Below are 26,477 nucleotides of genomic sequence, written 5' to 3'. Positions count from 1 at the left end.
TTTTAGTGAAGCTACCGCTTTCACTAACTAAAACCAATAACACGGATGAATCGTTTTTCCATTGGTATTTCCTGGCGGATTGCCCTGATTGTGCTGTCGGCGTGGGCCGTCGGGTACCTGTGGCTTGACCGGCAACAACCGTTTCTGACCCTGCCGCTTTTTATCGTCCTGATCTCGACCTACGTCAGTCTGTACCGGTATGTGACGGGTATGAACCGCAAACTGACCCGCTTTCTGGAGTCGGTGCAGTATTCCGATTTTGCCGTTTCCTTTAAAGCCGACGACAAACTGGGCGAGAGTTTCCAGGCCCTGAACCAGCAGTTCAACGAGGTTCTCGAAGCCTTCCGGCAGGCGCGGGCCGAAAATGAAGCCAATCTGCACTACCTTAATACCATTGTCCAGCACGTAAGCGTCGGCTTGCTGACGTTTGATGCGGCCGGTAAGGTCGAGCTGGTTAATCCGGCGGCGCTGCGGCTGCTGGAGGTCTACCGGCTCCGGCAACTGTCGGACCTGCAACAGCCCCATCCGCAGTTGCTGAACATCCTGCACTCAACCGAAACGTCGGCGCCGGTTATGTATCAGATGACCAACGGGTCTGAAGTCTCGGTGCGGTGTGCCAATGTGCGGCTGCGGGGGCGGTTAGTAACGGTCGTGTCGCTGCAAAACATCCGGACGGAGCTGCAGCGGCGGGAACTGGATGCGTGGCAAAATCTGACGAAAGTTCTGCGCCACGAAATCATGAACTCACTGACGCCGGTCGTCTCGCTGACGGGTACCATGCGCGACATTCTCGACAACGATCTGGCACCGCATGTGCACGCGATGGAGCTGGCCAACGGTTCGGCGGAAGAAACGGGCGGCTATAAAGTTAGTGATGCCGTATCGGATTTGGGGGATGCGCTGGTGACTATCGAAAACCGGGGGCGCAACCTGATGCGGTTTGTGGAGGCCTACCGGCATTTTACGACCATTCCCCAGCCGCAGTTTGCCGATGTGCACGTAGTAGACGTGTTCCGCCATATCGGGCAGCTGGTACAGGCGGATATTCAGCCCAAAGGGGTAAAACTGACCACTACGCTGCCGTCAGCCAATATGGTGGTCCGTGCTGATGCCGGACAGATAGAAATGGTGCTGATCAACCTCCTGCGGAATGCCGTTGAGAGTCTGGATAACCGCCCGAACCCCGAAATTGAGGTGAGTGCCGTTATGGAAGGTCCGCGTATCCATCTGAACGTGCGTGACAATGGGCCTGGCATTGAGCCGGAAGCCCTGGAACAGATTTTTATCCCGTTTTATACCACCAAAAAGACGGGCAGTGGCATTGGTCTGAGCCTGTCGCGCCAGATTATGCAGCTCCACGGCGGTCAGCTCACTGTCGAATCCAAACCTGGTGAGGGCAGTTTATTTACCCTTATCTTCTGAGACTATGATTAGTATGATTGAATGATGGACTCAGGATTGGAATGATTGAATGATGACTATGATTAAAAAATAATAATGATAGAAATCGTTTTAATCATAGTCATCATTTAATCACATTAATCATAGTCGTCATTCAATCACACTAATCATAGTCGTCATAGTATTTTATCCAGCGTGATCGGCAGTTCGCGGATGCGTTTGCCGGTAGCGTGGAAGACCGCATTGGCAATGGCGGCCGGCATCCCTACGATCCCGATTTCGCCTAAGCCCTTCACTCCGAGCGGATTCACAATATCATCGTGCTCTTCCACAAAAATCACGTCCAGGTCGTGAATGTCGGCGTTGACCGGCACATGGTACTCGGCAAGGCTATGGTTCATAAACCGGCCGATGGTGTGATCCATCACCGATTCTTCTTCCAGTGCCTTGCTGATGCCCCAGACCATGCCGCCGATAATCTGGGAGCGGGCGGTTTTCGGGTTCAGGATTTTACCGCCCGCAATGGCACTTACTGCCCGCGTGACGCGAATGGTGCCCAGATCTTCATCTACCATTACCTCCACGAATACCGCCGAATGCGCTGCCCGTGAATAGTTTTTCTGCTTCATCATGGCGGGCAGAGAAGTTGATTTCTGCCAGACGGCCGCACCGCCGTTTTGGTCCACCGCCTGTTGCAGGGAGACCGCAGCGGCCGGATTCTGTTTCAGCCGGATGTGCTTGTCAACAAACTCTACGTCGTCCCACTTCGCTTTGGCCAATGGTGACCCCGGAATTTTCTGCGCCAGTTTAAACAACTTCCTGCCCAGTTCTTCACACACGACCTTGACCGCCGAACCGACCGTCGCGGCTGTCCAGGAACCCCCTTCGATCGGAGCGAGCGGCATGTCGCTGTCGCCAAGTTTAAAGAGGACATCCTCCATCGGCATCCCCAGCGTATCGGCCGCAATCTGCGTCATGATGGTATAGGTTCCGGTGCCAATGTCGGCCGTTGCCGAGGTAACCCGCAGTTTGCCGTTAACGGTCAGTACGGCTTCGGCGCGGGCAGGCATCTGGTTGGCTTCCCACATACCGGTACTCATGCCCCAGCCAATCAGATTGTGACCGTCGCGCATTGATCCCGGTTTTGGGTTCCGCTTCGCCCAGCCGAAGCGCTCGGCTCCCTGCCGGAAACACTCGCGCAACTCCTTGCTGGAGAAGGGTTTGTCTTCGGCCATATTGCGGTCCGAATAATTGATGAGCCGGAGTTCAAGCGGATCAATGCCCAGTTCGTAGGCCATTTCATCAATCGCCGTTTCGATGGCCGGTACGCCCGTAACGCCACCTGGCGCGCGCATGTCGAGGGGCGTAAAAACGTCGAGCGGTACAATCTTGTAGTCAAGCGTTACGTTCTCCGCCGGATAAATCATCGGCGACCAGGTCGGGACAATTTCCGTATAGTCTTCAAACTGCGACGTTTCACCGACCGCATCGTGGTAAATGGCGTTAATTTTCCCATTGCTGTCCGCTCCGAGGGCAATGTTCTGGATTGTGGCCGGCCGGTGCCCGAACGTAAACATTTGCTGACGGGTGAGCGTAACCCGCACCGACCGCTTCAGTTCGCGGGCGGCCATGACCGCCAGAAACAGCTGATACTGTGGCCGCAGTCCCGACCCAAAGGCACCACCGACAAAAGGCGAGATAACCCGTACATCGCTGAACGACATGTTAAAGGCCTGTGTGACATACAACTGGCTGTTCTGAGCACCCTGCGTTTTGTCGTAGATCGTCAGCTTACCGTCTTTTTCATAGACCACCGTACTCGCAAACATCTCCATCGGATTATGGTGTTCCGGCGAATGGCTGTAACGGCCTTCTACTTTCGCCGGTGAGGCCGCATATACCTCATCAAAATTCCCGCGCGGCTTTGGCGGTGGTGGCTTCAGCAGGCTGGCCAGCCCTGATTTAGGCTTACGGGCCCGATGCAGGTTGGTGTCGAGGTTGGTTTCATGGGGCGCTTCGCGGTAATCGACCCGGATCAGTGACGCCGCATAGCGTGCCAGTTCAAACGTTTCGGCAACGACCAGTGCAATCGGCTGACCGCTGTAACTGATTTTATTGTCGCGCAACGGCCGGAACGGCGAACCGGGAGGGGCGTCCTGGTCCTTGTAACTCATGTCGAGCCACGCGATTTTCGGGCGGTTTTCGTGGGTTATAACCGACAAAACGCCGGGCAAGCTCAGGGCTTCGCTGGTCTCGATATGCGTAATCCGGCCTTTTGTAATTGTACTTGATACCACGTAGCCATAGGTCAGATCGGGCGCATCGAACTCGGCGGCATATTTTGCCTTACCGGTTACCTTCGCCACGCCATCGACACGGCTGAGGGGTTTTCCAATGTAGTTGCTCATAAGATGTCTTCCTGTTTATAGGCGTCGCCCGCCTGTGTCGAACCTGCATAGGCCATATCCAGCGCCCGGACAATCGCCCGTTTGGCCAGCTCAATCTTGAAGGTATTGTTGCCGTAACCCTGCGCACCGTCGAGCAATTGCTCAGCGACCTGCCGGAACAGCGTTGTATCGGCGGCTTTGCCGGTCAGCAGCGCTTCGGCGGCCGGATTTCGCCACGGTTTGTGGGCCACGCCGCCCAGCGCAATGCGGGCTTCTGCAATCTGCCCGCCCTCGTCAAGACGCAGCGCCACTGCCACCGAAACCAGCGCAAAGGCATAGGACGCCCGGTCACGGAGTTTCAGATAGGTGTAATGGGTATTGAAGTGCTCTGCCGGCAGGTCAATGGCCGTCACCAGTTCGCCCGGTTCGATGGTGTTATCCCGTTCGGGCTCGTCGCCGGGCAGGCGGTGAAAATCGGCAATCGGTATCGTCCGGTCTCCGTTCGGGCCTGATACCCGCACTACGGCATCGAGGGCCCGGAGTGCTACGCACATGTCCGACGGGTGAGTAGCAATGCACTGAGGCGTATTGCCTGATGAAGCCGTGCCCAGAATGGCATGAATGCGGTTATAGCCGGTTAGTGCGCCGCAGCCCGAGCCGGGCTCCCGCTTATTACAGGCTGTTGCGGTATCGTAAAAATAATAGCAGCGGGTCCGCTGAAAAAGGTTGCCGCCGTTTGTGGCCATGTTCCGGAGTTGCGGAGACGCACCGGCCAGAATCGCCATCGACAGTAGCGGATAGTTTTTTTGTACCAGCTCGTGGTAGGCTGTGTCGGCATTGGTGACCAGGGCCCCCAGGCGCAGACCGCCTTCCGGCAGTTCGTCAATGAAGCCTAGTGGCAGATGGTTAATATCGACCAGGTGTTGCGGATGTTCGACATTTTCCTTCATCAGGTCAAGCAGATTGGTACCGCCGGCGATGAATTTTGCCTGTGTTTGTTCCGAAATCTCGCCGACCGCAGCGTTTACGTCATCGGGGCGGCTATAGGAGAAGCTGTTCATGGGCTATGCGTTTTTAGGGGTTTGCTGCATGACCTCCTGAATCGCATCCGTGATGTGCGGATAGGCACCGCACCGGCAGATGTTGCCGCTCATGAGTTCCTGTATATCGGATCTGGATTTTGCATGGCCTTCGTTCATCAGTCCGACAGCCGAGCAGATTTGTCCTGGTGTGCAGTAGCCGCACTGATAGGCATCGTGTTCGATAAAGGCGCGCTGCATCGGGTGCAGGCTTTCCGGATTGGCCGGATCGCCGGTGGCCAGGCCTTCGATCGTCTGAATATCATCGCCCTCTTTCATGACGGCCAGCGTCAGGCACGAGTTAATGCGTTTACCGTTGACGAGCACCGTACAGGCGCCGCACTGACCATGATCGCATCCTTTTTTGGTGCCGGTCAGGTGCGCATACTCGCGCAGCGCATCCAGCAGCGATGTCCAGGGCGCCAGCTGAAGCTGATGCGGCGTCCCGTTGATCGTCAGCGTGACAGGCTGTGTGGGAACCAGTCGGGGGGCCGGACGCGTAACCGGTTGTTTGGGAAGTGTCGTTTGCATAAAAGTCCACTGTTTTTGTAGATAAACACAAAACAGCGGACTTCCGGAGATGTTTTTAAATGTTATTCAGGCGGTGAGTGTAGTCTCTGAACAGGGCTATACTTCTCGTTTCCAGACGATGTAATCGGTGGCGGGCACGTCATCGCGGACGGTTTTCAGCAGTTGAATTACCTGTCCGCGATGGTAGGCTGAGTGGTTGCCCAGGTGCAGCAGAATGTCCTGCATGGTATTCTGAAACGGACCATCGCCTTGCAGATTCCGGTACGTAACGACAGTAATCAGCTCTTCGTTGGTCAGGTTAACCAGCCAGTTTGTATAATTCGTATAGTACTTTTCGGCCAGGTGCCGCAGCGACGTAACGGGCGTCTGCGGCCACGATACACCCGGTTCGGGGTTGTTTGTCATGCGGTTAAACCAGACATCCTGTGCGCCCAGGATATGTGCCATGAGCGTAACTGCTTTTTCCGGCGGATTGCCGGTGGTTTCCAGAACCCCGATTACCCGCTGATTCGCCCAGTACTCATAGGCCATCAGATTCAGAATTACGTTTTTCATATTTTTTTGGGTAATGTAAACTGGACAATGTCTAATGAATAATGCGGGAAGAGTTCCGGACATTACACATTATCCATTTTACATTAGTCTCTAAATTCCCCGCTTAATGCCCTGATACAAGGCTTCGACCACATTGGTACGGACATTCAGCTCGCTGATTTTATTGTTGTTACGGGTCGGATAGACGCGGTTCGACAGGAAGACGTAGCTGATACCGTAATCCGGGTCAATCCAGGTGAATGTACCTGTGAAGCCAGAATGGCCGTAGCTCGACGGACTGGCTGACCGAGGCGCATTACCGCTGAACCGGAAAGTTGGCTTATCGAAACCAAGGCCACGGCGGCTGCCTTGCTCAGGGAACTGGTAGCGCGTAAACTGCGTCACCACATCGGCGCTCAGGAACTGCTCGCCGCCGTAATTACCCTTCCGGCGGTACATCTCAACCAGTTTCATCAGGTCATTTGCCGATCCGAACAAACCGGCATGGCCCGATAAACCGTCCAGCATGGCGGCTCCCTCATCGTGTACGCGCCCCCAGATCAGCGACTTGCGGAACAGCGAATCGTATTCGGTTGGTACAATGCGGTCGAGGGCATAGAACCGGCGCGGATTGAAGGTCAGCGTCGTGGCGCCCAGCGGGCGGTAGAACGTGTCTTTAATAAAGTCTTCGAAATCAATCCCGGTCTGGCGCTTCACGATTTTCGGGTAGAGGTAGAACGACAGATCACTGTAGATATATTCTTTTTTGGCGTTCAGCGGCGAGTCGCGGATTTCGTCGTAGATGTGCTCCGGATACTTACGGTACTCGAACAGACTGTCGGTGACGGCAATCGGGTAGCGGCGGCTTTTTTCGTCGTCCAGGGTTTTTGGTTTAAACGTACCGTCGGGATTAACGGTTTCGCGCCAGAACGGAATCCATGCTTTCAGCCGCGCCTGATGCGTCAGCACATCGCGCCAGACAATGTCTGCCTTGTTCGATTTTGCATAGCCCGGCATATACTCGGCCATTGTAGCGTCAACGTTGAACTTACCCATATCCACCAGCTTCATCAGCGCCGGGGTTGATGTGCTGATCTTGGTTACCGAGGCCATGTCAAACAGGTCGTCGAGGCGGACGGGCCGTGGCGCAACGCCGTAGGTATTGTCGTACGTAATGGAGCCATAGGCTTTCCGCAGGATCACTTTGCCGTCTTTAGCCATCTGCACCACGCAGCCCGGCATGGCTTTCTGCTGAAGGGCGTAGTTCACAATTGAGTCAACGCGGGCGGTCAGATAGGCCGACGAAATGCCCACTTCTTCCGGAATTGTGTATTTCAACCGGCCGAGCGACGGCGTCGGAATGCTTTGGCCGTAGGTAAACTGTTTATTGACCGTCACCGGCAAATGCCCGACCGCGCCGAATGCCCCGAAAATCAGCTGTGCCGATAATTCTTCGGTAAAGTTCGTCAGCTGGTATGGCATCACAACGGCCCGTGCCTGTTCGATACCCGGCAGTTTGTCCAGCACATACGGGTTTCCGAAAACGGTCATTACGGCTTTGCCGGTAGCGGCCAGTTCGGCAACAAGGGCAGCGGTTTTGAGCTGCATCCCGTAGCGCGCACCCGGACGGATGTTGTTCAGGTGAACGCCTACCAGCAGGAGGTTGTAGTTTTTCAGCTGCTCGCGAATGCGCGTCAGCGTCGTATCGGCCATGCCGCTGGTGATGTTAAAGTGATCGACCTGCGTGTAGTTTCCGAGCATCTGCTGGAAGGCCGTCGGGGTAGCGGCTTCGAGCGAAACCGACGCAATTCTCAGTGTATCGAGTTGCTGAAGCGGCAGCAGGTTGCCGTCATTTTTCAGCACGGTAATGCTGTTTTCGGTCAGCTGGCGATTGACCAGTTCTGAAAACGGCTGGTTCAGATCACGGACGAGGTTGTCGAGCACGACCGGCTTGTACTGGTTCAGACCGGCATAGGCTTTGGCCTGCAGCATCTTCCGGCAACGTGTGTCGATTGACTCTTGTGTAATGCGGCCTTCGGCAATGGCTTTCCTGACTTCGGCAATGGCCAGCGGCACGTTTTCGGTGAACTCAAGCACGTCCATACCAGCCTCCAGTCCATAGCGGTCGGCCTGGCCCGACGGGAAGTATTTCGTCAATCCCTTCATGTTCATGGCGTCTGAAAAGACGAGACCCTGAAAACCAAGCTCATTCTTGAGCAGGTTGGAAACGATGTTCGGCGAAAGCGTCGACGGGCGGTTTGGGGTAGGGTCGAGAGCCGGAACACTCAGGTGCGCGACCATGACGCCCGAAGCACCGGCGTTGATCAGCTCGCGGAAGGGGTATAGTTCCAGCGTATCGAGCTGCTGGCGGCTTTTGTTAATCAGCGGCAGGTCGTAGTGCGAGTCGGTGCCCGTATCGCCGTGGCCCGGGAAGTGTTTAAGACTGGTCAGCAAGCCTTCCGACTGCATCCCGCGCATGTATTGCAGGGCTTTGCGGGCCACTTCGTATTTATTCTCGCCGAACGACCGGAAATTAATTACCGGGTTATTCGGGTTGTTGTTGACGTCCGCTACCGGGGCGAAATTCACATGGATACCCATCCGGCGGCATTGACGGGCCATATCGGCACCCATTTGGTAGATGAGGTTTTCGCGGTTGGCCGGCAGCGCACCGAGGGTCATCTGGTACGGATAGCGAACAGTACTGTCCAGACGCATCGCCAGTCCCCATTCGCCGTCGATGGCGATCAGGAGCGGCACCTGCGACATCGCCTGGAGACGGTTGTTCAGTTTAGCCTGCCGGACCGGACCACCCTGGAAGAACACGACACCGCCGACTTTGTAATCATGTACGAGCATCGTCAGTGAGTCTTCATAGGCACGGCTGCGGTTGGAATAACCGGCCACCATGATGAGCTGGGCAATGCGTTCGTCGGGGGTAAGGGCGTTAAAAACAGAGTCGACCCAGCGTTGGGCCTTATCGTTCGGAATTGTACGCAGAAAAGAGGGGGTAACCTGGGCGTTAAGTACAGTTGTTGAGACGGTTAGCAGGCAAACTGCCAGCCAGCGTTGGAAGCGTAGGGTCATACAGATACACATAGAGAATCCCAAAGTTAATGAAATCGGCCAATTCTGCTAAGGAACAGTTATTATGTGATGTGTTTACAAACAAAAGCAGGACAAATGACATAGGAAAAGCAAAAAAAAAGTTAAAATGCCGTGCAACGTCGGGTGTCTATATTTCGTAATGATAGACAGATGCCCGTTGCAGCTAACCATCGTACTATTGATCTAATCTGTCTTATTGAATCATGGAACAAATGACGCGTGTAGAGTTTTTGAAATCGATGGGCTTTAAGGGGGCAGCCCTGATGGCGTTACTAACATCGTGTGTGCGGGAAGAGGATACCTATGTAGATGCCATTACCATAGGCGGGACAACAACGCCAACCTCAACCTCAACGTCGTCGTCGACAACCTCGTCGCCGGTATCAACGACAACCTCTTCGACAACGTCGTCGTCCGGCACCACAAACGGTGTAGATCCTACGACGATTACCAGCTATAAACTGAAGATTGACCTGACTGCCTCATCGAGTGCTAACCTCAAAAAAGTGGGTGGGTACATTGTGTCAGGCGGCATTGTGGTAGCCCTGTCGAGCGCAGGGGTGTATGTCGCGGCTACGCAGACCTGTACGCACGAACCTAAAAAACAGGTGATCTACAGCAGCGGCGAGTTTTACTGCACCGCTCACGGCGCGCGTTTTTCCCTGACCGGTCAAGGGCTGAACAGCCTCGGCTCAAAAGGCCTGACGGTCTATAAAACAGCGTCTAACGGTTCAATTCTTGTTGTTTATTAATCTGAAAACCAACGTAACTCCACATGAAACTGCTGACTATTTTGTTGACGGCGTTCCTGCTGCACGTATCGGCTGACTGGAACCTTGATTTTGAGAAAGCCAAAAGCGAAGCGTCGCAAGGGCACAAGTACATTCTGCTGAACTTTTCCGGTTCAGACTGGTGTGCCCCCTGCATTAAATTGAAAAAAGACATCTTTGAGGCCGACGCCTTCAAGGCATATGCGACTGATCATCTGGTGCTGGTACGGGCAGATTTCCCGCGTTCAAAAAAGAACCAGCTCGACAAAGCACAGACCGCACGCAACGAAGCACTGGCCGAAACGTATAATACCCAGGGTAAATTTCCGCTGACGTTGCTGCTGGATGCTAACGGGAAAGTAGTAAAGGTTTGGGATGGCTATGTTGATAAAACACCGGAAGCATTTGTAACAGAGTTAGATGGAGCCACCCGCGCTGCAAACTGATCCGACAGGGCTTATTCATCAGAAAACCCTGCGGCTGATGGGTAACCGGTTTGACATCAGCGTGGTAGGTGAAGATCATCAATGGGCTGGAAAACAAATTGATACCGCCATTGATGAAATCCGGCGTATAGAGAAGCTGCTGACGACATTCAGCGAAGACAGCCAGACGGCACTGATTAACCGGCAGGCGGGTATTGGGCCCGTACGGGTCGATCGGGAGGTATTCGGATTAATCCAGCGATCGCTCCGGCTATCAGCACTAACGCAGGGAGCTTTCGATATTACCTACGGCTCCATCGACAAACGCCTCTGGAACTTCGACACGCAGATGACGGAGTTACCCGATCCGGCTACCGCCCGCAAACTTGTCCGGCTGATTAATTACCGGAACGTTATCCTGAATGAAGCGGACCAGTCGGTTTTTCTGCGGGAACAAGGCATGCGCCTTGGTTTCGGGGGCATCGGGAAAGGCTATGCCGCCGAAATGGCACGGCAGCTGTTACGCGGCCGAGGCGTAAGCAGCGGGGTGGTGAATGCCGCCGGTGACCTGACAACCTGGGGCGACCAGCCAAACGGGAAGCCATGGACCATCGGTATCGCCAATCCGAATGCCCGGCATGAAGCGTTTTCCTACATGAATATCAGTAATATGGCCGTTGCTACGTCGGGTAATTACGAGAAATATGCCGTCATTGACGGAAAACGCTACTCGCATACCATCGATCCGAAAACGGGCTTACCCGTAACCGGTATCAAAAGCGTAACAATTATTTGCCCGAATGCCGAAATCGCAGATGCGATGGCAACACCTGTAATGGTGATGGGCGTACGGGCGGGCCTGAACCTGATTAACCAGATCCGCCAGCTTGCCTGCGTGATTGTCGACGATCAGGACCGTGTCTACACATCGGCCAACATAAAAATTGATTCGTAACGAACTCCCCTATGAACTATTCAAAAAAAGCAGCGGTCTTTTCAGGCCTGGGTCTGTTGTTTGGCCTGGCGTCGTGTGTGCCGGTTAAAGAATACCAGAAAAACCGCATCAACGACTCGGAAATGGAACTGGCCGGCCGTAAGTCGGAAAAGTTTGAGACCAATTTCTACCTGTACCGCGAGGGTGCGGCAGGGGCCAACGGCGGCAAGAGCGGGGGTGGGTGTGGGTGTAACTAAGCAAAGCAGAACATGAAAAAACTCACCGTAACCGTTGGCTTATTGCTTAGCCTGTTTACTGCCCGCGGGCAGGGCCAGCAGCCGGCGCAGACTACGTCTTATACATCCAGAAAGCTGAAACTGGAAGAAATCAATCTTGTTTCGAGCTACTATGAGCAGGATGGTAACCGTTCGGCCGTAACGGGCGGGATCGGCACCGAAAAACTAACCGACTATGCGACCTCACTGGAAGTCCGCCTGTCGTTCCGGGATAAACGCAACCGCCTGCATACCATCAACGCCGACGGAACCATTGATTATTACACCTCTGCGTCGTCGGATAACATTGATCCGCGTACTATTTCATCGGCCTCGATGTCCGATACTCACCGGTATGGTACCCTGTCGTGGAGCGTGAAAAATGAGGTAACCAACAGTACGGCGGGTATCAGCGGCTATTTCTCGAAAGAATATGATTACGTATCTCGCGGGCTGACACTCAGCCTGGCGCAGGCTTCCCGCGATAATAACCGGGAGGTGAGTCTGAAAGCCGGTGCGTTTTTCGATACATGGTCGGCTATTTTACCGGCTGAGCTACGGTCGCTAACCTATGGGTCGGGGGCGAAAGGGGATTTTGCCCCGATTGACTATAAGCCGCGTAATTCGTACAATGCGTCGCTTTCGGTGTCGCAGGTGGTCAACAAGCGGTTGCAGATGTTATTTACAGTTGAGCCGTCGTATCAGGAAGGGTTGCTGAGTACGCCATATCACCGGGTATATTTTACGGACGGCTCCGAGCGGGTAGAAAAACTGCCGGGCAACCGCATGAAACTGCCGGTCGGGATGCGGGCCAGCTACTTTCTGGGGGATAAAACCATTCTGCGGTTTTTCTACCGCTACTACATGGATAGCTGGGGAATGACGGCTCATACGGCCAGTCTGGAAGTGCCGGTTAAGTTTACGTCGTTTATCTCCCTGAGCCCGTTTTACCGCTTTAATACACAGACTGCTGTCCGGTATTTTGCTCCCTATGCCAAACACCTGGCCACGAGTCAGTATTATACCAGTGATTATGATGTCTCTGGTTTCGACAGCCATTTTGTCGGAACCGGCTTGCGGGTATCGCCTCCGGGGGGGGTACTTGGTATCAAACACCTGAACGCTGTCGAACTCCGCTACGGTCACTATTACCGTACCACCACCATGGTGTCGAATATCGTGACGTTGCTTATGAAGATAAAATGAGTGAAAGAGCGATACGCTAAAGCGGCGTATCGCTCTTTCGCTCTTTCACTCTTTAAGAATCCTGACTGTCTGGAGGGGTTGGGTATCGTCGGAAATACGGAGGAGGTAAAGACCGGTCGGGAGCTGATTCAAATCTACTTCGAGCTGGTTGCCGCGCATCGCCGGCTCAGGAATGGAAACGGGAACACCGCTTGCCGAGAACAGCACGACGCGCAGCGCCTTACCGGATGCCGTAACCGGTACGGATACGGTTGCATACCGATTGACCGGGTTGGGCCAGGCACGCCAGGTTGCTTCCGGTGACGAAACTGCGGCTTCACTCACAACTGCCTGCCGACCTGCCGGTGCCCAGACGCCAAACACCCCGTGACCCAGGGTTACGTCGGTGCTGATGCCCTGGCCGGTATCACCCGCCAAGCGTGCGGATAACCGGTAGCGTCCCGGCTCAACACCACCCACACCCATCGATAAGGGGTTGTATGTCCGGAAATTCGTATAGCCGGCATACTGATTACCACTGGCTGCGGTTGCCCAGTTTGTTTCACCGAAATAGCCGTCCAGTCGTTCCAGTTTCACCTCAACAGCTGTCGTTGCATTTATCAGCAACTGAAAGCCATGTGTCGGCATGTCATATTTATAACCGATAGCCGTAAGCTGACCGTTTGCCGGAGCAGGCTGAGGGGTAATGACTACGTCTTGTTTGGCAGAATTGACAGTACCTGTACCAACAGCAAAAAGTCCGTTCTGTAAATCTACCTCAACGGACTGGCCGTTGCTGTTATCGCCGGTTTTGCGGACCGAAAGCCGGTAGCGGCCTGGTTCGACACCGGCCACGCCCATAGCGAGGGGAGCATAATAGCGGGTAACAGAGTAGCCCCCAAACTCGCTGTTGGACGTGGCCGAAGCCCAGTTTGTTTCGTTAAAGGTTCCGCCATCGATACGTTCCAGACGCATCTCTACGGCTCCGGTCACATCAGCCAGCAAATGAAAACCGTGGGTTGGCATGTCGTATTTGTACCCGATAGTACGGATGACTACATCCGCTCCCGGATTAACAGGCAGTGGTTTATCCCATGGGGTAGGCGTGGTCGGTTGGCCGGTGTCTGTAAACGTTATCGTATGGATGCCGTTTTCAAGGATAACTTCGGTGGTAACGATAGCGGTATTGTCGTTAGGTTTCCGGATGGATAACCGGTAGCGGCCTGGTTCAACGCCACCTACTCCCATCGCCTGTGGGGCATAATAACGGAAGTTGTTGAAGCTGAAGAATTCTGTGTTTTGAACAGCGCTGCCCCAGTTCGTTTCGCCGAAAGTGCCATCGAGCCGTTCCAGTTTCATGTCAACCAGGCCACTGGCCTGAGCCAGTAACTGAAAACCGTGGGTTGGGGCATCATACTTGTAACCAATGCGCTGTACGTAGGTCGTGACCGGCGGGGTGCCCGGCTGGGTTGTCGGATCCGGCGTGGTGGAGACGGGTGGGGTTGTGGTAGTTGTGCTTGGCGGAGTCGTGGTGGTGGTGGCTGGCGGCGTGGTGGTTGTGCCGTCGCTGTCGGCCTGGAAAATAGTATTCCGTCCGTTGACCAGCGTTACTTCAACCCATTGGCCGGCGCCGCTGTTACCTGCTTTCCGGGCAGATAACCGATAGCGGCCCGGCTCTACGCCACCGACGCCCACCGAAACGGGTGAGTAGTAGCGGCCGAAATTAAAGCTGCCATAGTCGGTATTCGCCGGGGCAATGGCCCAGTTGGTTTCGCCGAAATAACCGCCATCAATACGTTCCATCCGTACTTCTGTTGCCGATGTGGCATTGATCAGAATAGAAAAGCCGTGGCTTGGTGCGTCGTAGCGGTAACCCATCCGGATAATGGTCGCATCGAGCTGACCACCAACTACATTTTGCAGAACCGGCGACTCACCGCTGCCCGACGGAGCGCCCCCCTGAATAATCCGGAACGCCTCGCCGGCGACCCCTGCGATGGCTGGCTGCGTAGCAACGACGCGAACGCGGTACATACCCGTGGCCAGGTTACCCGGCAACTGGAGCGGTAGCGGATTTTGTGTGCTGGTACCTGATTCGGCGACTACATTGCCGTTGTCTGCCAGGAGCTGCGCCTTAAACTGGTTCGTGTTTTCGAACGGGCCGCGTTGTACGTACGGTACCCAGATCTGTTCGCCCGAGGCACGGTTGTAGGGGGTAATGTGGCCGGTCGTAATAAGCGGAGTATCACCGCTGACACTGAAGGGCGTTGAGCGGTTGAAAAACTCATTGTTCAGACTTTGATCCCACAGCTCGGTTAACCGGATCAGGCCGGTACCGCCAAAGTGAACGTTATCCGGGCGGTTTTCGCCACCGGTCAGCACATCGGTATAGGGGCCTTCAAAGGCATTCGGGACAAGGTTAATGAGCCGGTTCTGAGCCGAAATGACGCTTTCGTCGGTCTGGCCGTAGGTATAGGTTGCCCGCGAAATAACCCAGGCCAGGTTACCGAAATGAAGCTGCTCCCGGCTTTTATTGATGATATACTGTAGATTACTGAAATACTGGTCGCCGCCCCGGCCGACATCGCCTTCACCCTGATGCCACAAAATACCGCGGAGACCGGTACGGGAGGCATAGTGCAGAATGGCAACGCCCAGCCGCCGGTAAGGCAGGCCGGATGCATCGCCGGTGCCCTCAGCCGTACGCCGCCACTGCTCACTGCTGGTGGCCGCCTGCGCAGCGCCCAGTATCAGCACCGGTACATTCAGCCGCTGTACGAGCCGTTGCCCGAGCATACCCCAGACGTGTAAAGGATTCGACGGGCCGATGTTGGCGCCGGTCACTGCCTGGCTGAAGGCAACCGGCAGCAGTTGTTCATGAAGCTCGTTGTCGCGGAAATCCACGCAGGAAATCCGGTCGTCGGTAGCGCCTTCGGTGTCGTGTACGCCCACGGCATTCGACTGCCCCGCCACGATAAAAACTTCACCGATACCCACACGATCGATCGTACTTTCGCCGAGTAGGGAGCTGTTACTCCATACCCGTACATTGAGCTGATACCAGCCAGCCTGGCCCGTCAGCGAACCTTTAAATGCTTTTCCGGAAGAAAGAAGGGGAATCGTAGTCCAGTCTGTGGTTTGACCGCCGTTGAGAGCCACCAGACGCGCTTCGGCACGGGTTGCGTTAGCGGGTGCTGTGCCGGCTACCATCACGTTAGCCTGATTACTCTTGTTACGCTGGTAAACAATGCGTGATTGAGGAGAGGAAATTTGTACCTGTGCTTTCAGTGAAGAAACACCAAAAGCAAGGAGGGAAACCAGTAAAATAAAATGTCTCATTCGGTTAGTCGCACAATACCCGGCGGGTACGGCAGGAAAAAGAGGAACGGATCTGGCTGATTATCAGCAGACGTTTGAGCAGTGATATTAAAAGCAAGGGTATTATATACCGTCTGAAGATCGATGCCCGCCGTGCCGGCCAGTCAACAGACTACAGAAAAAAAGGCTTAAACAGGACTGTTTGACTTACCGGGAGATTAATAGTAGCTGGAACCTGCCTTCACAACCATACCCCACATCCAACATACACTCACACTACACGATTCATTTTGAACTGAAATTGTCTTTTTTATAGGCTTCCTTAGTGAAGTCCACATGTTACGGTTCTGATTATTACTATATGCAAAGGTAACCAGATAATTTTAGAGTGAAATATTATTTGGATTAAAATTGTAATAAAGAATAAAATTTAGTAATTACCTTAAAAACGTATTGTTTATTTTTCACTCTACAACTTCGAAAGATTAACCTTTATTAATTTGAAAAACCAGTGGTTGTTTTCGATAAAATTGTAATAAAAGCTACTTTCTGGTTAGTACAACGAAATCAAAAGAGGTTTCGTGACGCTCATCAACGGGATGATGTATGCGACTGACTTCATTCCATTCACTCCGATTAACATAGGGAGCATGTGCATCGCCTTCGTAGGTTTTATGTACTTCCGTAATGTACAGGGTGTTGGCCAACGGGAGAGCCTGCCGGTAAATTTCTGCGCCGCCAATGATAAAGATCTGTTCCTGATTAACGGCCTGTGCGGCCTGAATGCCTTCTTCCAGACTATTAACGACCGTAACGCCTGCCGGCCGGAAATCGGGGTTACGGGTAATGATGATGTTGGTGCGTTTGGGCAAAGGCTTGCCGAGGGATTCGAACGATTTTCGTCCCATGATAATCGGATGGCCGCTCGTTGTTTCCTTAAAATACCTGAAATCGTCGGGTAAATGCCACGGCAGGTTATTGTTGCGCCCGATGGTGCCGTTTTCAGCTTCGGCCCAGATCATAGAAATTTTCATCTGTAGTTGTATTTGATACATGTAGAGACGCAATATCTTGCGTCTCGTGGCTGTGTCTTAGTCAACAGTTTCGGTAAGGCCCGTCGTTTGGAGACGCAAGATATTGCGTGCGTCTCGTCGGTGGTTTGTTTGGAGACGCAACATATTGCGTCTCTACGGGGCAAAAATACCGGTTTTAGATTTTATTTCCCCGCAAATACTCCTCGGCAGTCATGCGCCGTTTACCTTCGGCCTGGAGGAGGTCGATGGACAGCCATTCGTCAGCGGCACGGACGAGGATCTTTTTTTTGTGATCGGACCAGGCCACGCCAGGCTCCGCGCCGAACGGTGATTCGCTGGCTGCTGATACTGCAAAGACTTTATAAAACTTATCATTTATCATGGTCCAGGCCGCCGGAAAGGGCGACAGACCACGGACAAAATTCCGGATTTGAGCCGCAGGCTGCTCCCAGTTGATCTGCGTAGTCTCGCGGAACAGCTTCGGTGCAGGCTTCAGGTCATCGGAAACCGGTTGCGGCGTGCGCGGATAGTCACCTGCTTCGATCGCCCGGACCGTTTTCAGGACCAGGTCGGCGCCCAGGGCCATCAGGCGGTCATGCAGGGTACCGGCCGTATCATCGGGATGAATGGGCTCAGTGGCCTGGAAAATCATCTGGCCCGTATCAATTTCTTTTTCGATGAAAAAAGTGGTTACGCCCGTTTCGGTTTCGCCGTTGATCACGGCCCAGTTGATCGGGGCAGCCCCGCGGTACTGAGGCAGAAGCGAGCCGTGCAGATTAAACGTACCGATGGTTGGCATGGCCCAGACCACTTCCGGCAGCATCCGGAAAGCTACGACCACCTGCAGATCGGCGTTGTAGGAGCGGAGCTGTTCGAGAAATGCCGGATCACGTAATTTTTCAGGTTGTAAAACCGGTATACCGGCCGCTTCAGCGGCTTTTTTAACCGGTGAACCAATCACCTGTAACCCCCGGCCCGAAGGACGGTCAGGCGCTGTGACGACAGCCACAACCTGACAGCCAGCGTCAATCAGTTTTTGCAGGCTCGCCACGGCAAAGTCCGGCGTACCCATAAAAATTATTCGCAACGGAGGAATCATTTTTTGCGTCATTGTTTTTAAGAACAGGGGCCTGTTACTTGAAATGGCCCCGAAGTATTATTATTTTTGTCATCCCAACGACGACCAGTCTGTTGTCGGGGAAACAAAACTGAATCGACATATGCTATCAAAACGTTTCGGTATGGCCGGTGTGTTCTGACGTAGCTGCAAAGAAAAGAAATTGCTTGCAGAACGGTCAGTGTACCGTTCTTTTTGTTTTTATAATACGGGGCATGACGGGTAAAGCGATGAGATTCGCATCGGTTACGCGTCATGCCTCTCGTGACTAAAACCAGTGTGAACAGAGTAGATTAATTAAGTTATGGCAAAGATTTCGTATTATACTGAGGAAGGACTAACCCGGCTGAAAAACGAATTAAGTGATCTGAAAACCAAAGGCCGGGCCGACATTGCCCGTCAGATCGCTGAGGCACGCGACAAAGGTGATTTAAGCGAAAATGCTGAATATGATGCGGCTAAAGATGCCCAGGGGCTGCTGGAGCTGAAGATTTCGAAACTGGAAGACATCGTGGCAAATGCCCGGATTCTGGACGAATCAACCGTGGATACGTCGCAGGTATCGGTGCTGTCGAAAGTAAAGATTAAAAACAAGCGCAACGGTGCTGAAATGACCTACACACTGGTATCGGAAGAAGAAGCCGATCTGAAACTGGGTAAAATCTCCGTCAGCTCGCCGATCGGTAAAGGCTTGTTGGGTAAAAAAGTTGGCGAACTGGCCGAAATCAAAGTGCCGGCCGGCATGATGGAGTTTGAGGTTATCGACATTGGGCGTTAATTTGTCCGGCGTTGCCGTGCAGCAGCACGGCGCTTTCACCCTACAACAAAACTGGCATGGCTTCTATCTTTTCGCGTATTGTTGCCGGCGAAATTCCGGCCCACAAAATTGCTGAAACCGACGACTATCTGGCTTTTCTGGATGTGTTCCCGTGTGCCGTCGGGCATACGCTGGTGATCCCGAAAAAAGAGGTGGACTACCTCTTCAACCTCGACGATGAGTTGTATACGGGTCTGATGCAGTTTGCCAGACAAATTGCTCCGGCTATTGAAAAAGCGGTTCCCTGTAAACGCATCGGGGTGGCCGTTATTGGTCTTGAAGTACCCCACGCGCACGTTCACCTGATTCCGCTCAACAGCATGGCGGACATGAATTTCAACAGTAAGCTGAAATTAACGCAGGAAGAACTGACCGAAACGGCCGAAAAAATCCGCCAGCACCTCGCCTGAGGCGATGCCCGTCCGGCTTCATTCAGGACACGGGCACCTTTTTCCTCCAGAAACAAACATCACGCAGCGATGCATGGGCTCACCGTTCATACGTGAACTCATGCATCGCTTTTTCTGGTACCCGTGCGGTGCACGGGGCTGATGATGGTGGCTTTTCTGGCCGTGTTGCCGGAGGCTATGGCCCGTAGGGCCTGTACAGCCGCAGGCGTCGGTAGCTCGTTGTCCGAAAACAGAGCGTGCCGTTAGCTACGCCACACAGGCATGGCCTGACGGCACGCGGTTTACGGTATGCCGGTCATTTTATTTCTTCGCTACATTGCCTTTCAGCTGCTCCAGCAGCCAGTTATTCATTTTTTCGGTTTGCTCCGGGTATGTCCAGTGGCCGGTTTCGCGGTACAAATCGAGGCTTTTGGGAGCCGTGATCAGGTTGTAGGCGGCATACATGGATGTGGGCGGACAGGTTTCATCATTGAATCCCCATGAATACCGCCCCGTCACTTTTACCTGCCGTGCAAAATTGACAACATCGTAATAACCAACCGTTTTGATTTTGTCGGCCTTGTTGGTAAACGTGTTGTTGCCACCCATAAACATGTGCGGCCAGCCACCGGCCCGGCCCTTCAGATAACCGGTCATGTCGCTCAGGGCAGGGTAGTAAGCCGCCAGGTATTTGATACGGTTGTCGAGCCCTGCCGTTACAATCGACAAGGCACCGCCCTGACTGCCCCCCGTGACGGCCAGCCGGTCGGCGTCGCACTGGGGCAGGCTCGTCAGGAAATCAAGGGCCCGTACGCAGCCGAGATACACACGTTTGTAGTAATACCGGTCGCGGTCGTCGAGGTTAAAGAGCATGTAGCCCGACAGCGCACCGGCTGCCAGGTTGTTATAGACCGACACATCCATCGTCACCGGAATGCCGTGGATACCGATTTCAAGCGTAATGACGTCTTTTTCGGCGTTGGCCACATCACCGAAATAGGGCCGGATGCCCGCGCCCGGCACCTTCAGCATGGCCGGGTAGGTGCCGGGTGCTTTGGGTACACACAGGATGCCGTACAGCCGTGAGTTGCCCCAGTTCTGGATATTGACGTGGTATACGTTTACCCGCTCGGTGCAGCGTTCGGGCAGAAGCGTCATGCGGGCGTCGAGCGGAATTCTGGCCAGTTCGGCCTTGGCGTTATCCCAGAAGCTGGTAAAGTCGGCAGGATTTTCGACGGTCGGGCTGATATCCTGCGGGTTAAAACCGGCGGTTCCCAGACCCTTGTACTCTTTTCCGTCGATTTCCGTATAGGCAGTGCAGCGCAGAAAGCCGCCTGTTTTCATCGTACCGCCCTCAATGGTAAGCGTACCGGTGGTAAGGGTGACCGTCTCTTTGCGGGTCGGGTCCATTTTTTCCGGACCGAGCTCCAGGCGCACCTTTGCCCCTTTGACAGGGTTGCCGTCTTTAAGCACCGAAATGGCAAAGCGGGCCGTTTCGCCGGTTTTATAGGTCCAGTCGGTATGGTCAGGGGCCACGACTACCTTAATGAGTCGTTCGGCGGGCTGCGCCAGGAGGACCTGGGCTTGCAGCCAGAAGAGGATCAGGCATATCTTTTTCATACCGGTAAAAGCACATACCGGGCAGAACCTACGCACTGTATCACAGGAGTATGGTAGCTGGCAAGCCATCCGTTATGTAACTAACTGTATGGTAAGGGTATTGATTTTAGGTGTTCTTTAATTGCAACATTGTTGCGTTTGTTTGATTTGGTGTTAATTTTGCAACTATGTTGCATTTAAAAGGTATTAAACTAATGAACAAACGCTTTTACTTTTCAGTCCTTGCAGGGGTATGCCTGGCCGTTCTGGTCAGCGCCTGTAAGCAGAATGACAATGTGGATCCACAGGATGCGCTGGAATTCAAACATATCCGTGTATTGGTGACGGACGAAAAAACGACGGATGTTTCGTTGATTAACCCACGGACGGGGGAGGTGTTGGTCCAGCAGGCCCGCTTTCCGATGGCGGCAACCTATGCGATGCAGTCGGGGCGGTATGGTATTCTGGTACATCGTGCCGACAATCTGGTGCAGGCATTTGACACCGGTCTGGAAAATCACGGCGATCATGTAGATGTGAAAGGTACGCCCAAGTGGGCTGCCATTACGAGCGACGGAAAACTGCCGACACACTTCAAGAGCAAGGGCAATGAACTGATTATTTTCAACGATGGTGATGGTACGCTCGACATTGCGCAGGAGACGGATTTTCACAATGTCGGTGCTAAAATGACGCGGATTAGCGCCGGTAATGCAGCGCACCACGGAGCCATGACAAAATTTGATAATGGTCTGTATGCCATCACGGAGAAAGATGGCTCAGTAGCCGGAACGTTGCCCGAACGCGTGAAAGTTATTGACGCGGGCGGTAAGCAGGTGTACGCATCGACGGTACAAACCAAAGGTATTCACGGGAATGCGAGCGATGGCAAAGTGGCCCTGTTCGGGTCGTCGGGCGGGATTCTGGTTGTCGACGCCAACGGACGCCAGCGGTTGATTGCCCATCCGGCCGATTTCGGCACCGCCTGGTTCGGCACAATTCTGGAAGGAAACGGCGTATTTGTCGGGTATACGGCTGCAATGGGCGCTTACCTGATCGACGTAGCCAACAGCAAGGTGACGCCGGTGGTTGCCAGCAAGGACATTATGCAGTGTAAAGTTGACTACTCCGGCAATCAGCTTGTGGTGCTGCTTCATTCCGGCGAAGTGCAGGTATACGACCTGAAAACCAACAAACTGCTGAGAAGCGCAGTCGTCATCGCGGCGACCGACAAGGCTGAGACACAGAAGCCTCAGCTTGAAGCAACTTCGAAATACCTGTACATTACCCAGCCTAAAACCGGACAGATTCTTCAGATAGAGACGGCTAACATGGCTAACAAGAAAACCATCAAGGTCTCGGCAACACCTTACCGGTTGTCGGTAGTGGGTGTTGAGTCGAACGCCGATCATTAACCGCAGATCTGCTGATAGAGACGTCCCCGTCTGCCGGAACACGGGCAGGCGGGGACGTTTTTGTTGCGCGGTGTTGCCGGAATCGCTGATGTGAAAATTAACGTACTGCTTGGCATTGTTTAAACTTACTTTATACATTGTAAGGTGTTTTTCGTCTGTACATTACCTGCCCGAAAGGTATTGGATATACCTTTTTTGTACCTATAAAACGCATAAACGCCGGAACCTGCGCAAGAACAATCGTACAGGCCAAATGTCCGGCACTTTTTGTATATTTGACTAGATACCAACGTAAACAGGATATGATCGCAACTGCTATAACACCGGATAACCTGCCGGTAACGCTGCAAACTGTCGATGCGTTTGAGCAGTGGGAGCGGGAGCACCCGACCGGGGGGAATTATGAGTTTGTAAACGGCAACATTATTCCTAAGCCTGCCATGAAGCAAAATGAAATTTTTATTGCTGAATTTCTGACCCGCTCCTTTATCAAAACTGCTCAGTTTCAGCATGGAGATGTGTTGTTGCCGGAAGTGGATTCGTATGTCGATGCAACGCGGAAGCGCATACCTGACCTGACCTACTTTACGGTGGCGCAGAAAGAGGCGATCCGGCGTGGCGAACGGGTGCAGACACATTTCGCAATTGAAATTCTGTCCGATTCAGAATCGCACGAGGATGTGCTGGAAAAAATTCAGGACTATTTCGACGGCGGCGCGCAGTTAGTATGGTATATCGTGCCTAAACGCCAGCGGATTTATGCCTATACCTCACCGGAAACGTTACACATTTATACGGCAACTGACCTGATTACCGCCGCTCCCGTGGTTCCGGAATTAGCCTTTACGGTGGGCGATATGTTTTTGTAGGACAGCCGTTAATCATCCGCCCGTTATACCGCCGCGACCTGTGTCGGCGAGTAGCCGAATTCTTTCTTGAACGCAAACGAGAAGTGGGATAGATCCTCAAATCCGACCTCAAGGTACACATCGGTGGGGCGCTGATGTTCTTTCGTGATTTTAAAATGCGCTTCCTCCAGCCGCCGCTTTTTGAGCCAGAGCCCTGGTGTTGTCCCGAATATCCGCTCAAAATCCCGCTTGAACGATGACAGGCTCCGGCCGGTCATGAAGGCAAACCGCTCCAGACTGACGTTGAACCGGAAATTGCGGTTCATGAATTCTTCAAGGTCTATTTTATCTGGTGTTCCGAACGTGAAAAGAACCTGCGCGAGGTGCGGTTCTGCCTGCAACAGAATGAGTAACAGTTCTTCCCGTTTAATATCGGCAAAGGTTGGGTCCAGCTGCAAACCTCCCGCATAGTAGGGCTCCAGCGACCGGATGTAGGATCTCAGAAGCGTGTTATCCTGTACGTGTAAAAACGCATCATGGTTTGTTGGCGGACTAACCGTATACGGATGACGTTCCAGAAACAGCTTTAAAAACGGCTCGTCGAGCGTGATAATGATCTTCTTAAATTCATCGCCGTCTTTAAATTTGGTGTAGCGCATCAACTGGTTTTTCCGGGCAATAACCGCGTCGCCCGGCGCCATGCTGTACCGTTTCTGTCCGTCATAGGCTTTCACCGCGCCTTTTAACAGGTACATGAAAAAGTGCTCCGGAATGAATTGCTCCGGTGAGATGTCGGGGCCTAAGTGGCAGGAGTGAATCGGGTTAATGTCCAATGGTCGTCTGTAACAAAAAGCGCGAATGCAGAAAGTACGATAAATTCTGCATTCGGGATCAGAAATCAGCTTTATTTTTTCAGCGCGCGATACTATCCAGACTCGCCAGTACGGCCGCTTCTTTCGCACGCGGATGCCAGTCCAGCAGCTCCTGCGCCTTTTGGTTCGACAGCTCAATGTAAAAGGTGTCGCCGGTCGGCTGCATGGCGCCGATGCCCGTCGCCTGTTCAGGCCGTTCCTGCCTGATGAGTTGAGCAACATCATAAAAGCTCATTACACCGGCCGACGTAGCCAGAAAACGCTCGCCCCTGGCTGCGGGGTGAAGCATGGCTTTGATGTGGATATCGGCCACGTCGCGGACATCGACTACCCCAAACGTAAATGCCGGGCTTTCGGTCACCTGGCCGGCCAGAATTGGCCTGATTACGCCGTCGATAGATGCCGACGCAATGCCCCCCAACATCGGACCGAAAATGGCTACGGGATTGATAACCGTCAGTTCCATCATACCGCCTTCAGTACGTATATACGCCCATGCGGCTTTCTCTGCCACCGTTTTAGACTTAATGTAGGCCATGATGGGAGCCTGCTCGTCTGTCCAGTCGGTTTCGGTAAAGACGTGTCCCGGTATGCGGGGACCATACCCGATGGCCGCGAAAGACGAGGTCAGAACCACGCGCTTGACGCCTGCGGCCTTGGCGGCTTTCAGGACGCGTAACGACCCGTCGCGGGCCGGAATGATCAGTTCGTTTTCGTCGTCGGGTTGGGTCATGGGAAACGGTGAGGCGACGTGCAGCACATAATCGCATCCAGCAACGGCCGTATCCCAGCCGCTGTTGCTAGTCAGATCGGCTTCATAAAACGATAACTGATTAAGGTCGGTGAGGCCGCCCGCCTGCAACGCCTCAATAATTTCGGTTTTCCGGTGCAGAGACCGCAAGGTGGTCCGGACGATATAGTTTTGTTGCAGCAGCTGCAAAATCGTGTGTATACCGACAAAGCCGGTTCCGCCGGTTACTAAAACTGTTTGCTTGCTCATGATTGTGTTTGTAATTACGGCAGCAAAATTCAGTAGTAAACCGACAGCCGGCTTTGTTGTAGCGTTCAATTTTACTTTGTTATGGAGGTCATCCCTGTCTTCGGATAACAGGCTATTATCTCGCGGAATATCATTCCGCGTTACCGCCGCATAAACGAGGGGTAGGCCAGGGCGAAACAGACAACCGTGGTAGCCAGCAATCCGCTTACCTGCGGCCATACAATGAGCAGGCGCTCGCGGAAGGGCAGGGGCGTGGGAATGGCACCGGCCATCTACTCAATCGTCAGCAGGTCCGGGTCCGGGCTCCGTACCGACGGCATCAGCAGCGTGATGGTCGCGTCGGTGTAGAGCTGTCCGGGTGCCAGCCGGAGTCATAGAAAACTCTCAAGGTCTCTGCTACACCTTACCGATTATCGGTAGTGGGTGTTGAGTCGAACGCCGGTCATTAACAGCGAATCTGCCAATAGAGACGTCCCCGTCTGCCGCAATACTGGCAGGCGGGGACGTCTCTATTACGTGGTATTGGCGAAATAGCTGATTTTGAAAAGCTGATGTTTTCTGATTATATGTATGTGTTAATTTACTTTTGATGCCATGAAGTGCTCTTGGCCTGGTTATTACCTGTCGGTTTAGGAGCAGTGTAATCATTATCATTATGGTAAGTCGGATAAAGATTCTGCAAACTGCACGTTTGTCGTTGATCATCAGTATGTTATTCTTTGGTTTTTCGTCCTCGGCGCAGGTAATCCGTTACGTCAGGCCGGTGGCAACCGGATCGGGCGACGGCAGCAGCTGGCAGAACGCGACGGCAGACCTACAGGGAGCCATTGATGCGGTATCGGCCCTGAACGGCGGGCAGGTGTGGGTGGCCGGCGGACTCTACAAGCCCACTACCGGCTCCGACCGTTCGGCAAGCTTCCGGCTGCGGAACGGGGTGCAGCTCTACGGGGGCTTTGCCGGTACGGAAGCTAGTCTGAGCGAGCGGGCAGCAATCCGGCCGGTGACGGGACAGCCCTCAAGCACCACGCTGTCGGGGGACATCGGTACATCGGGTCATGCGGCGGACAATGTCTACAAAGTAGTACGCAACGAGGGCAATGCGGGTACGGTGGTGCTGGACGGATTTGTCATCAGCGGGGGCTACAGCCGGGGAGACGGTAGTCTGGAGTCACTGGGTGCGGGGTTGTATACCAACGGGGGCATCCTGCTGGTGTCGGGCTGTGAGTTCAGCGATAATGTGGCTAAGGGTACGTCCGGTTTAGGCGGGGCGATGTTCAACAATCAGACGAGCCTGACGGTAACGGGTTCACGTTTTGCCAACAATGTAGGCGAAGGCGGCGGGGGAGCGGTGTATGAGTACCGTAGCAGTGGTTACTACCTGAACAGTCTGTTTGTGAACAACAGGGGGGGGACGGGCGGTGGCGTGATGACCGAGAGTG

23 protein-coding genes are annotated in these 26,477 nt (G+C 53.7%); 11 read left to right on the top strand and 12 right to left on the bottom strand.

Translation table 11 applies throughout. From position 1 onward, the window contains the following. The first annotated feature begins 45 nt into the window (after positions 1–45). Positions 46–1,422 (top strand): sensor histidine kinase, encoded by a 1,377-nt coding sequence (locus BLX24_RS25600; RefSeq protein ID WP_071506076.1) that lies wholly within the window; start codon positions 46–48, stop codon positions 1,420–1,422. A 155-nt stretch (positions 1,423–1,577) separates the two neighbouring features. Here the strand turns inward: BLX24_RS25600 and BLX24_RS25595 are convergent, their stop codons facing one another. The 5 genes from BLX24_RS25595 to BLX24_RS25575 all read right to left on the bottom strand — a co-directional run bounded on the left by BLX24_RS25595 (position 1,578) and on the right by BLX24_RS25575 (position 9,019). Further along, positions 1,578–3,809: a xanthine dehydrogenase family protein molybdopterin-binding subunit gene (locus tag BLX24_RS25595; protein WP_071506075.1), complete on the bottom strand. Its 2,232-nt coding sequence runs from the start codon at positions 3,807–3,809 to the stop codon at positions 1,578–1,580. Beyond that, positions 3,806–4,849: an FAD binding domain-containing protein gene (locus BLX24_RS25590; protein ID WP_071506074.1), complete on the bottom strand. Its 1,044-nt coding sequence runs from the start codon at positions 4,847–4,849 to the stop codon at positions 3,806–3,808. Before BLX24_RS25590 ends, BLX24_RS25595 begins: the two co-directional genes overlap by 4 nt. Positions 4,850–4,852: 3 nt before the next feature. Next, entirely contained in the window at positions 4,853–5,398 is a 546-nt protein-coding gene (locus tag BLX24_RS25585) for a (2Fe-2S)-binding protein (protein ID WP_071506073.1), read from the bottom strand. Between the two features lie 96 nt (positions 5,399–5,494). Next, complete coding sequence (locus BLX24_RS25580; RefSeq protein ID WP_071506072.1) at positions 5,495–5,953, bottom strand: DinB family protein; 459 nt, start codon at positions 5,951–5,953, stop codon at positions 5,495–5,497. Positions 5,954–6,043: 90 nt separating this feature from the next. Beyond that, the gene (locus BLX24_RS25575) at positions 6,044–9,019 is read right to left on the bottom strand and encodes a serine hydrolase domain-containing protein (RefSeq protein WP_071506071.1); all 2,976 of its coding nucleotides are present in this window, start codon (positions 9,017–9,019) and stop codon (positions 6,044–6,046) included. Between the two features lie 224 nt (positions 9,020–9,243). On the opposite strand from BLX24_RS25575, the gene BLX24_RS25570 reads away from it, so the two are divergent. Genes BLX24_RS25570 through BLX24_RS25550 form a run of 5 tightly spaced genes read left to right on the top strand, consistent with a single transcriptional unit; the run spans position 9,244 to position 12,650 of the window. Then, on the top strand, positions 9,244–9,792 hold the full coding sequence (locus BLX24_RS25570) for a Rieske 2Fe-2S domain-containing protein (protein ID WP_310590803.1): 549 nt from the start codon (positions 9,244–9,246) through the stop codon (positions 9,790–9,792). A gap of 23 nt (positions 9,793–9,815) precedes the next feature. Next, positions 9,816–10,256, top strand: coding sequence for a thioredoxin family protein (locus BLX24_RS25565; protein ID WP_071506070.1), 441 nt, complete (start codon positions 9,816–9,818; stop codon positions 10,254–10,256). After that, a complete protein-coding gene (locus tag BLX24_RS25560; RefSeq protein WP_071506069.1) occupies positions 10,231–11,190 on the top strand; it encodes an FAD:protein FMN transferase in 960 nt (319 codons plus the stop codon). Before BLX24_RS25565 ends, BLX24_RS25560 begins: the two co-directional genes overlap by 26 nt. 11 nt (positions 11,191–11,201) lie before the next feature. After that, positions 11,202–11,426, top strand: a complete 225-nt coding sequence (locus BLX24_RS25555; protein WP_071506068.1) for a DUF4266 domain-containing protein — start codon at positions 11,202–11,204, stop codon at positions 11,424–11,426. Positions 11,427–11,438: 12 nt separating this feature from the next. Next, positions 11,439–12,650 (top strand): DUF3570 domain-containing protein, encoded by a 1,212-nt coding sequence (locus BLX24_RS25550; RefSeq protein ID WP_071506067.1) that lies wholly within the window; start codon positions 11,439–11,441, stop codon positions 12,648–12,650. A gap of 45 nt (positions 12,651–12,695) precedes the next feature. On the opposite strand, the gene BLX24_RS25545 is transcribed toward BLX24_RS25550, so the two are convergent. The 3 genes from BLX24_RS25545 to fmt form a co-directional block, all read right to left on the bottom strand. After that, the gene (locus tag BLX24_RS25545; RefSeq protein WP_071506066.1) at positions 12,696–15,968 is read right to left on the bottom strand and encodes a sialate O-acetylesterase; all 3,273 of its coding nucleotides are present in this window, start codon (positions 15,966–15,968) and stop codon (positions 12,696–12,698) included. Positions 15,969–16,489: 521 nt separating this feature from the next. Beyond that, on the bottom strand, positions 16,490–16,981 hold the full coding sequence (locus BLX24_RS25540; protein WP_071506065.1) for a dihydrofolate reductase: 492 nt from the start codon (positions 16,979–16,981) through the stop codon (positions 16,490–16,492). A 175-nt stretch (positions 16,982–17,156) separates the two neighbouring features. Then, complete coding sequence (gene fmt, locus BLX24_RS25535) at positions 17,157–18,080, bottom strand: methionyl-tRNA formyltransferase (RefSeq protein WP_262483004.1); 924 nt, start codon at positions 18,078–18,080, stop codon at positions 17,157–17,159. A gap of 322 nt (positions 18,081–18,402) precedes the next feature. Between fmt and greA the strand changes: the two genes are divergently transcribed. After that, on the top strand, positions 18,403–18,876 hold the full coding sequence (greA, locus tag BLX24_RS25530) for a transcription elongation factor GreA (protein ID WP_071506063.1): 474 nt from the start codon (positions 18,403–18,405) through the stop codon (positions 18,874–18,876). Between the two features lie 56 nt (positions 18,877–18,932). Continuing rightward, positions 18,933–19,325: an HIT family protein gene (locus BLX24_RS25525; RefSeq protein ID WP_071506062.1), complete on the top strand. Its 393-nt coding sequence runs from the start codon at positions 18,933–18,935 to the stop codon at positions 19,323–19,325. A gap of 300 nt (positions 19,326–19,625) precedes the next feature. Here BLX24_RS25525 and BLX24_RS25520 read toward each other — a convergent pair whose 3' ends face one another. Further along, positions 19,626–20,924, bottom strand: coding sequence for an acetylxylan esterase (locus BLX24_RS25520; protein ID WP_071506061.1), 1,299 nt, complete (start codon positions 20,922–20,924; stop codon positions 19,626–19,628). A 194-nt stretch (positions 20,925–21,118) separates the two neighbouring features. On the opposite strand from BLX24_RS25520, the gene BLX24_RS25515 reads away from it, so the two are divergent. Both BLX24_RS25515 and BLX24_RS25510 read left to right on the top strand, forming a co-directional pair. Then, the gene (locus BLX24_RS25515; RefSeq protein WP_071506060.1) at positions 21,119–22,318 is read left to right on the top strand and encodes a YncE family protein; all 1,200 of its coding nucleotides are present in this window, start codon (positions 21,119–21,121) and stop codon (positions 22,316–22,318) included. Between the two features lie 302 nt (positions 22,319–22,620). Next, positions 22,621–23,187: a Uma2 family endonuclease gene (locus BLX24_RS25510; RefSeq protein WP_071506059.1), complete on the top strand. Its 567-nt coding sequence runs from the start codon at positions 22,621–22,623 to the stop codon at positions 23,185–23,187. Positions 23,188–23,210: 23 nt separating this feature from the next. Here BLX24_RS25510 and BLX24_RS25505 read toward each other — a convergent pair whose 3' ends face one another. From BLX24_RS25505 to BLX24_RS33945, 3 genes are all read right to left on the bottom strand, one after another. Next, the gene (locus tag BLX24_RS25505) at positions 23,211–23,999 is read right to left on the bottom strand and encodes a helix-turn-helix domain-containing protein (protein ID WP_071506058.1); all 789 of its coding nucleotides are present in this window, start codon (positions 23,997–23,999) and stop codon (positions 23,211–23,213) included. A 79-nt stretch (positions 24,000–24,078) separates the two neighbouring features. Next, positions 24,079–25,038 (bottom strand): SDR family oxidoreductase, encoded by a 960-nt coding sequence (locus tag BLX24_RS25500; protein ID WP_071506102.1) that lies wholly within the window; start codon positions 25,036–25,038, stop codon positions 24,079–24,081. A gap of 140 nt (positions 25,039–25,178) precedes the next feature. Next, on the bottom strand, positions 25,179–25,310 hold the full coding sequence (locus tag BLX24_RS33945) for a hypothetical protein (RefSeq protein ID WP_262483003.1): 132 nt from the start codon (positions 25,308–25,310) through the stop codon (positions 25,179–25,181). 437 nt (positions 25,311–25,747) lie between these two features. On the opposite strand from BLX24_RS33945, the gene BLX24_RS32290 reads away from it, so the two are divergent. Next, positions 25,748–26,477, top strand: a 730-nt coding sequence (locus BLX24_RS32290; protein ID WP_218160720.1) for a hypothetical protein, incomplete at its 3' end; no start/stop codon positions are given.

The sequence above is a fragment of the Arsenicibacter rosenii genome, from assembly GCF_001870735.1.
GTDB lineage: Bacteria > Bacteroidota > Bacteroidia > Cytophagales > Spirosomataceae > Arsenicibacter > Arsenicibacter rosenii.
This window is presented reverse-complemented; position numbering and strand designations above follow the sequence as displayed.

What these genes read in the sequence shown, in the direction of transcription:
- BLX24_RS25510 (WP_071506059.1), top strand. Translation starts at nt 22,621, where the DNA reads ATGATCGCAACTGCTATAACACCGGATAACCTGCCGGTAACGCTGCAA.
- BLX24_RS25555 (WP_071506068.1), top strand. Translation starts at nt 11,202, where the DNA reads ATGAACTATTCAAAAAAAGCAGCGGTCTTTTCAGGCCTGGGTCTGTTG.
- BLX24_RS25595 (WP_071506075.1), bottom strand. Translation starts at nt 3,809, where the DNA reads ATGAGCAACTACATTGGAAAACCCCTCAGCCGTGTCGATGGCGTGGCG.
- BLX24_RS25580 (WP_071506072.1), bottom strand. Translation starts at nt 5,953, where the DNA reads ATGAAAAACGTAATTCTGAATCTGATGGCCTATGAGTACTGGGCGAAT.
- BLX24_RS25550 (WP_071506067.1), top strand. Translation starts at nt 11,439, where the DNA reads ATGAAAAAACTCACCGTAACCGTTGGCTTATTGCTTAGCCTGTTTACT.
- BLX24_RS33945 (WP_262483003.1), bottom strand. Translation starts at nt 25,310, where the DNA reads ATGGCCGGTGCCATTCCCACGCCCCTGCCCTTCCGCGAGCGCCTGCTC.
- greA (WP_071506063.1), top strand. Translation starts at nt 18,403, where the DNA reads ATGGCAAAGATTTCGTATTATACTGAGGAAGGACTAACCCGGCTGAAA.
- BLX24_RS25520 (WP_071506061.1), bottom strand. Translation starts at nt 20,924, where the DNA reads ATGAAAAAGATATGCCTGATCCTCTTCTGGCTGCAAGCCCAGGTCCTC.
- fmt (WP_262483004.1), bottom strand. Translation starts at nt 18,080, where the DNA reads ATGATTCCTCCGTTGCGAATAATTTTTATGGGTACGCCGGACTTTGCC.
- BLX24_RS25545 (WP_071506066.1), bottom strand. Translation starts at nt 15,968, where the DNA reads ATGAGACATTTTATTTTACTGGTTTCCCTCCTTGCTTTTGGTGTTTCT.
- BLX24_RS25565 (WP_071506070.1), top strand. Translation starts at nt 9,816, where the DNA reads ATGAAACTGCTGACTATTTTGTTGACGGCGTTCCTGCTGCACGTATCG.
- BLX24_RS25560 (WP_071506069.1), top strand. Translation starts at nt 10,231, where the DNA reads ATGGAGCCACCCGCGCTGCAAACTGATCCGACAGGGCTTATTCATCAG.
- BLX24_RS25585 (WP_071506073.1), bottom strand. Translation starts at nt 5,398, where the DNA reads ATGCAAACGACACTTCCCAAACAACCGGTTACGCGTCCGGCCCCCCGA.
- BLX24_RS25600 (WP_071506076.1), top strand. Translation starts at nt 46, where the DNA reads ATGAATCGTTTTTCCATTGGTATTTCCTGGCGGATTGCCCTGATTGTG.
- BLX24_RS25525 (WP_071506062.1), top strand. Translation starts at nt 18,933, where the DNA reads ATGGCTTCTATCTTTTCGCGTATTGTTGCCGGCGAAATTCCGGCCCAC.
- BLX24_RS25540 (WP_071506065.1), bottom strand. Translation starts at nt 16,981, where the DNA reads ATGAAAATTTCTATGATCTGGGCCGAAGCTGAAAACGGCACCATCGGG.
- BLX24_RS25515 (WP_071506060.1), top strand. Translation starts at nt 21,119, where the DNA reads ATGAACAAACGCTTTTACTTTTCAGTCCTTGCAGGGGTATGCCTGGCC.
- BLX24_RS25570 (WP_310590803.1), top strand. Translation starts at nt 9,244, where the DNA reads ATGGAACAAATGACGCGTGTAGAGTTTTTGAAATCGATGGGCTTTAAG.
- BLX24_RS25590 (WP_071506074.1), bottom strand. Translation starts at nt 4,849, where the DNA reads ATGAACAGCTTCTCCTATAGCCGCCCCGATGACGTAAACGCTGCGGTC.
- BLX24_RS25500 (WP_071506102.1), bottom strand. Translation starts at nt 25,038, where the DNA reads ATGAGCAAGCAAACAGTTTTAGTAACCGGCGGAACCGGCTTTGTCGGT.
- BLX24_RS25575 (WP_071506071.1), bottom strand. Translation starts at nt 9,019, where the DNA reads ATGACCCTACGCTTCCAACGCTGGCTGGCAGTTTGCCTGCTAACCGTC.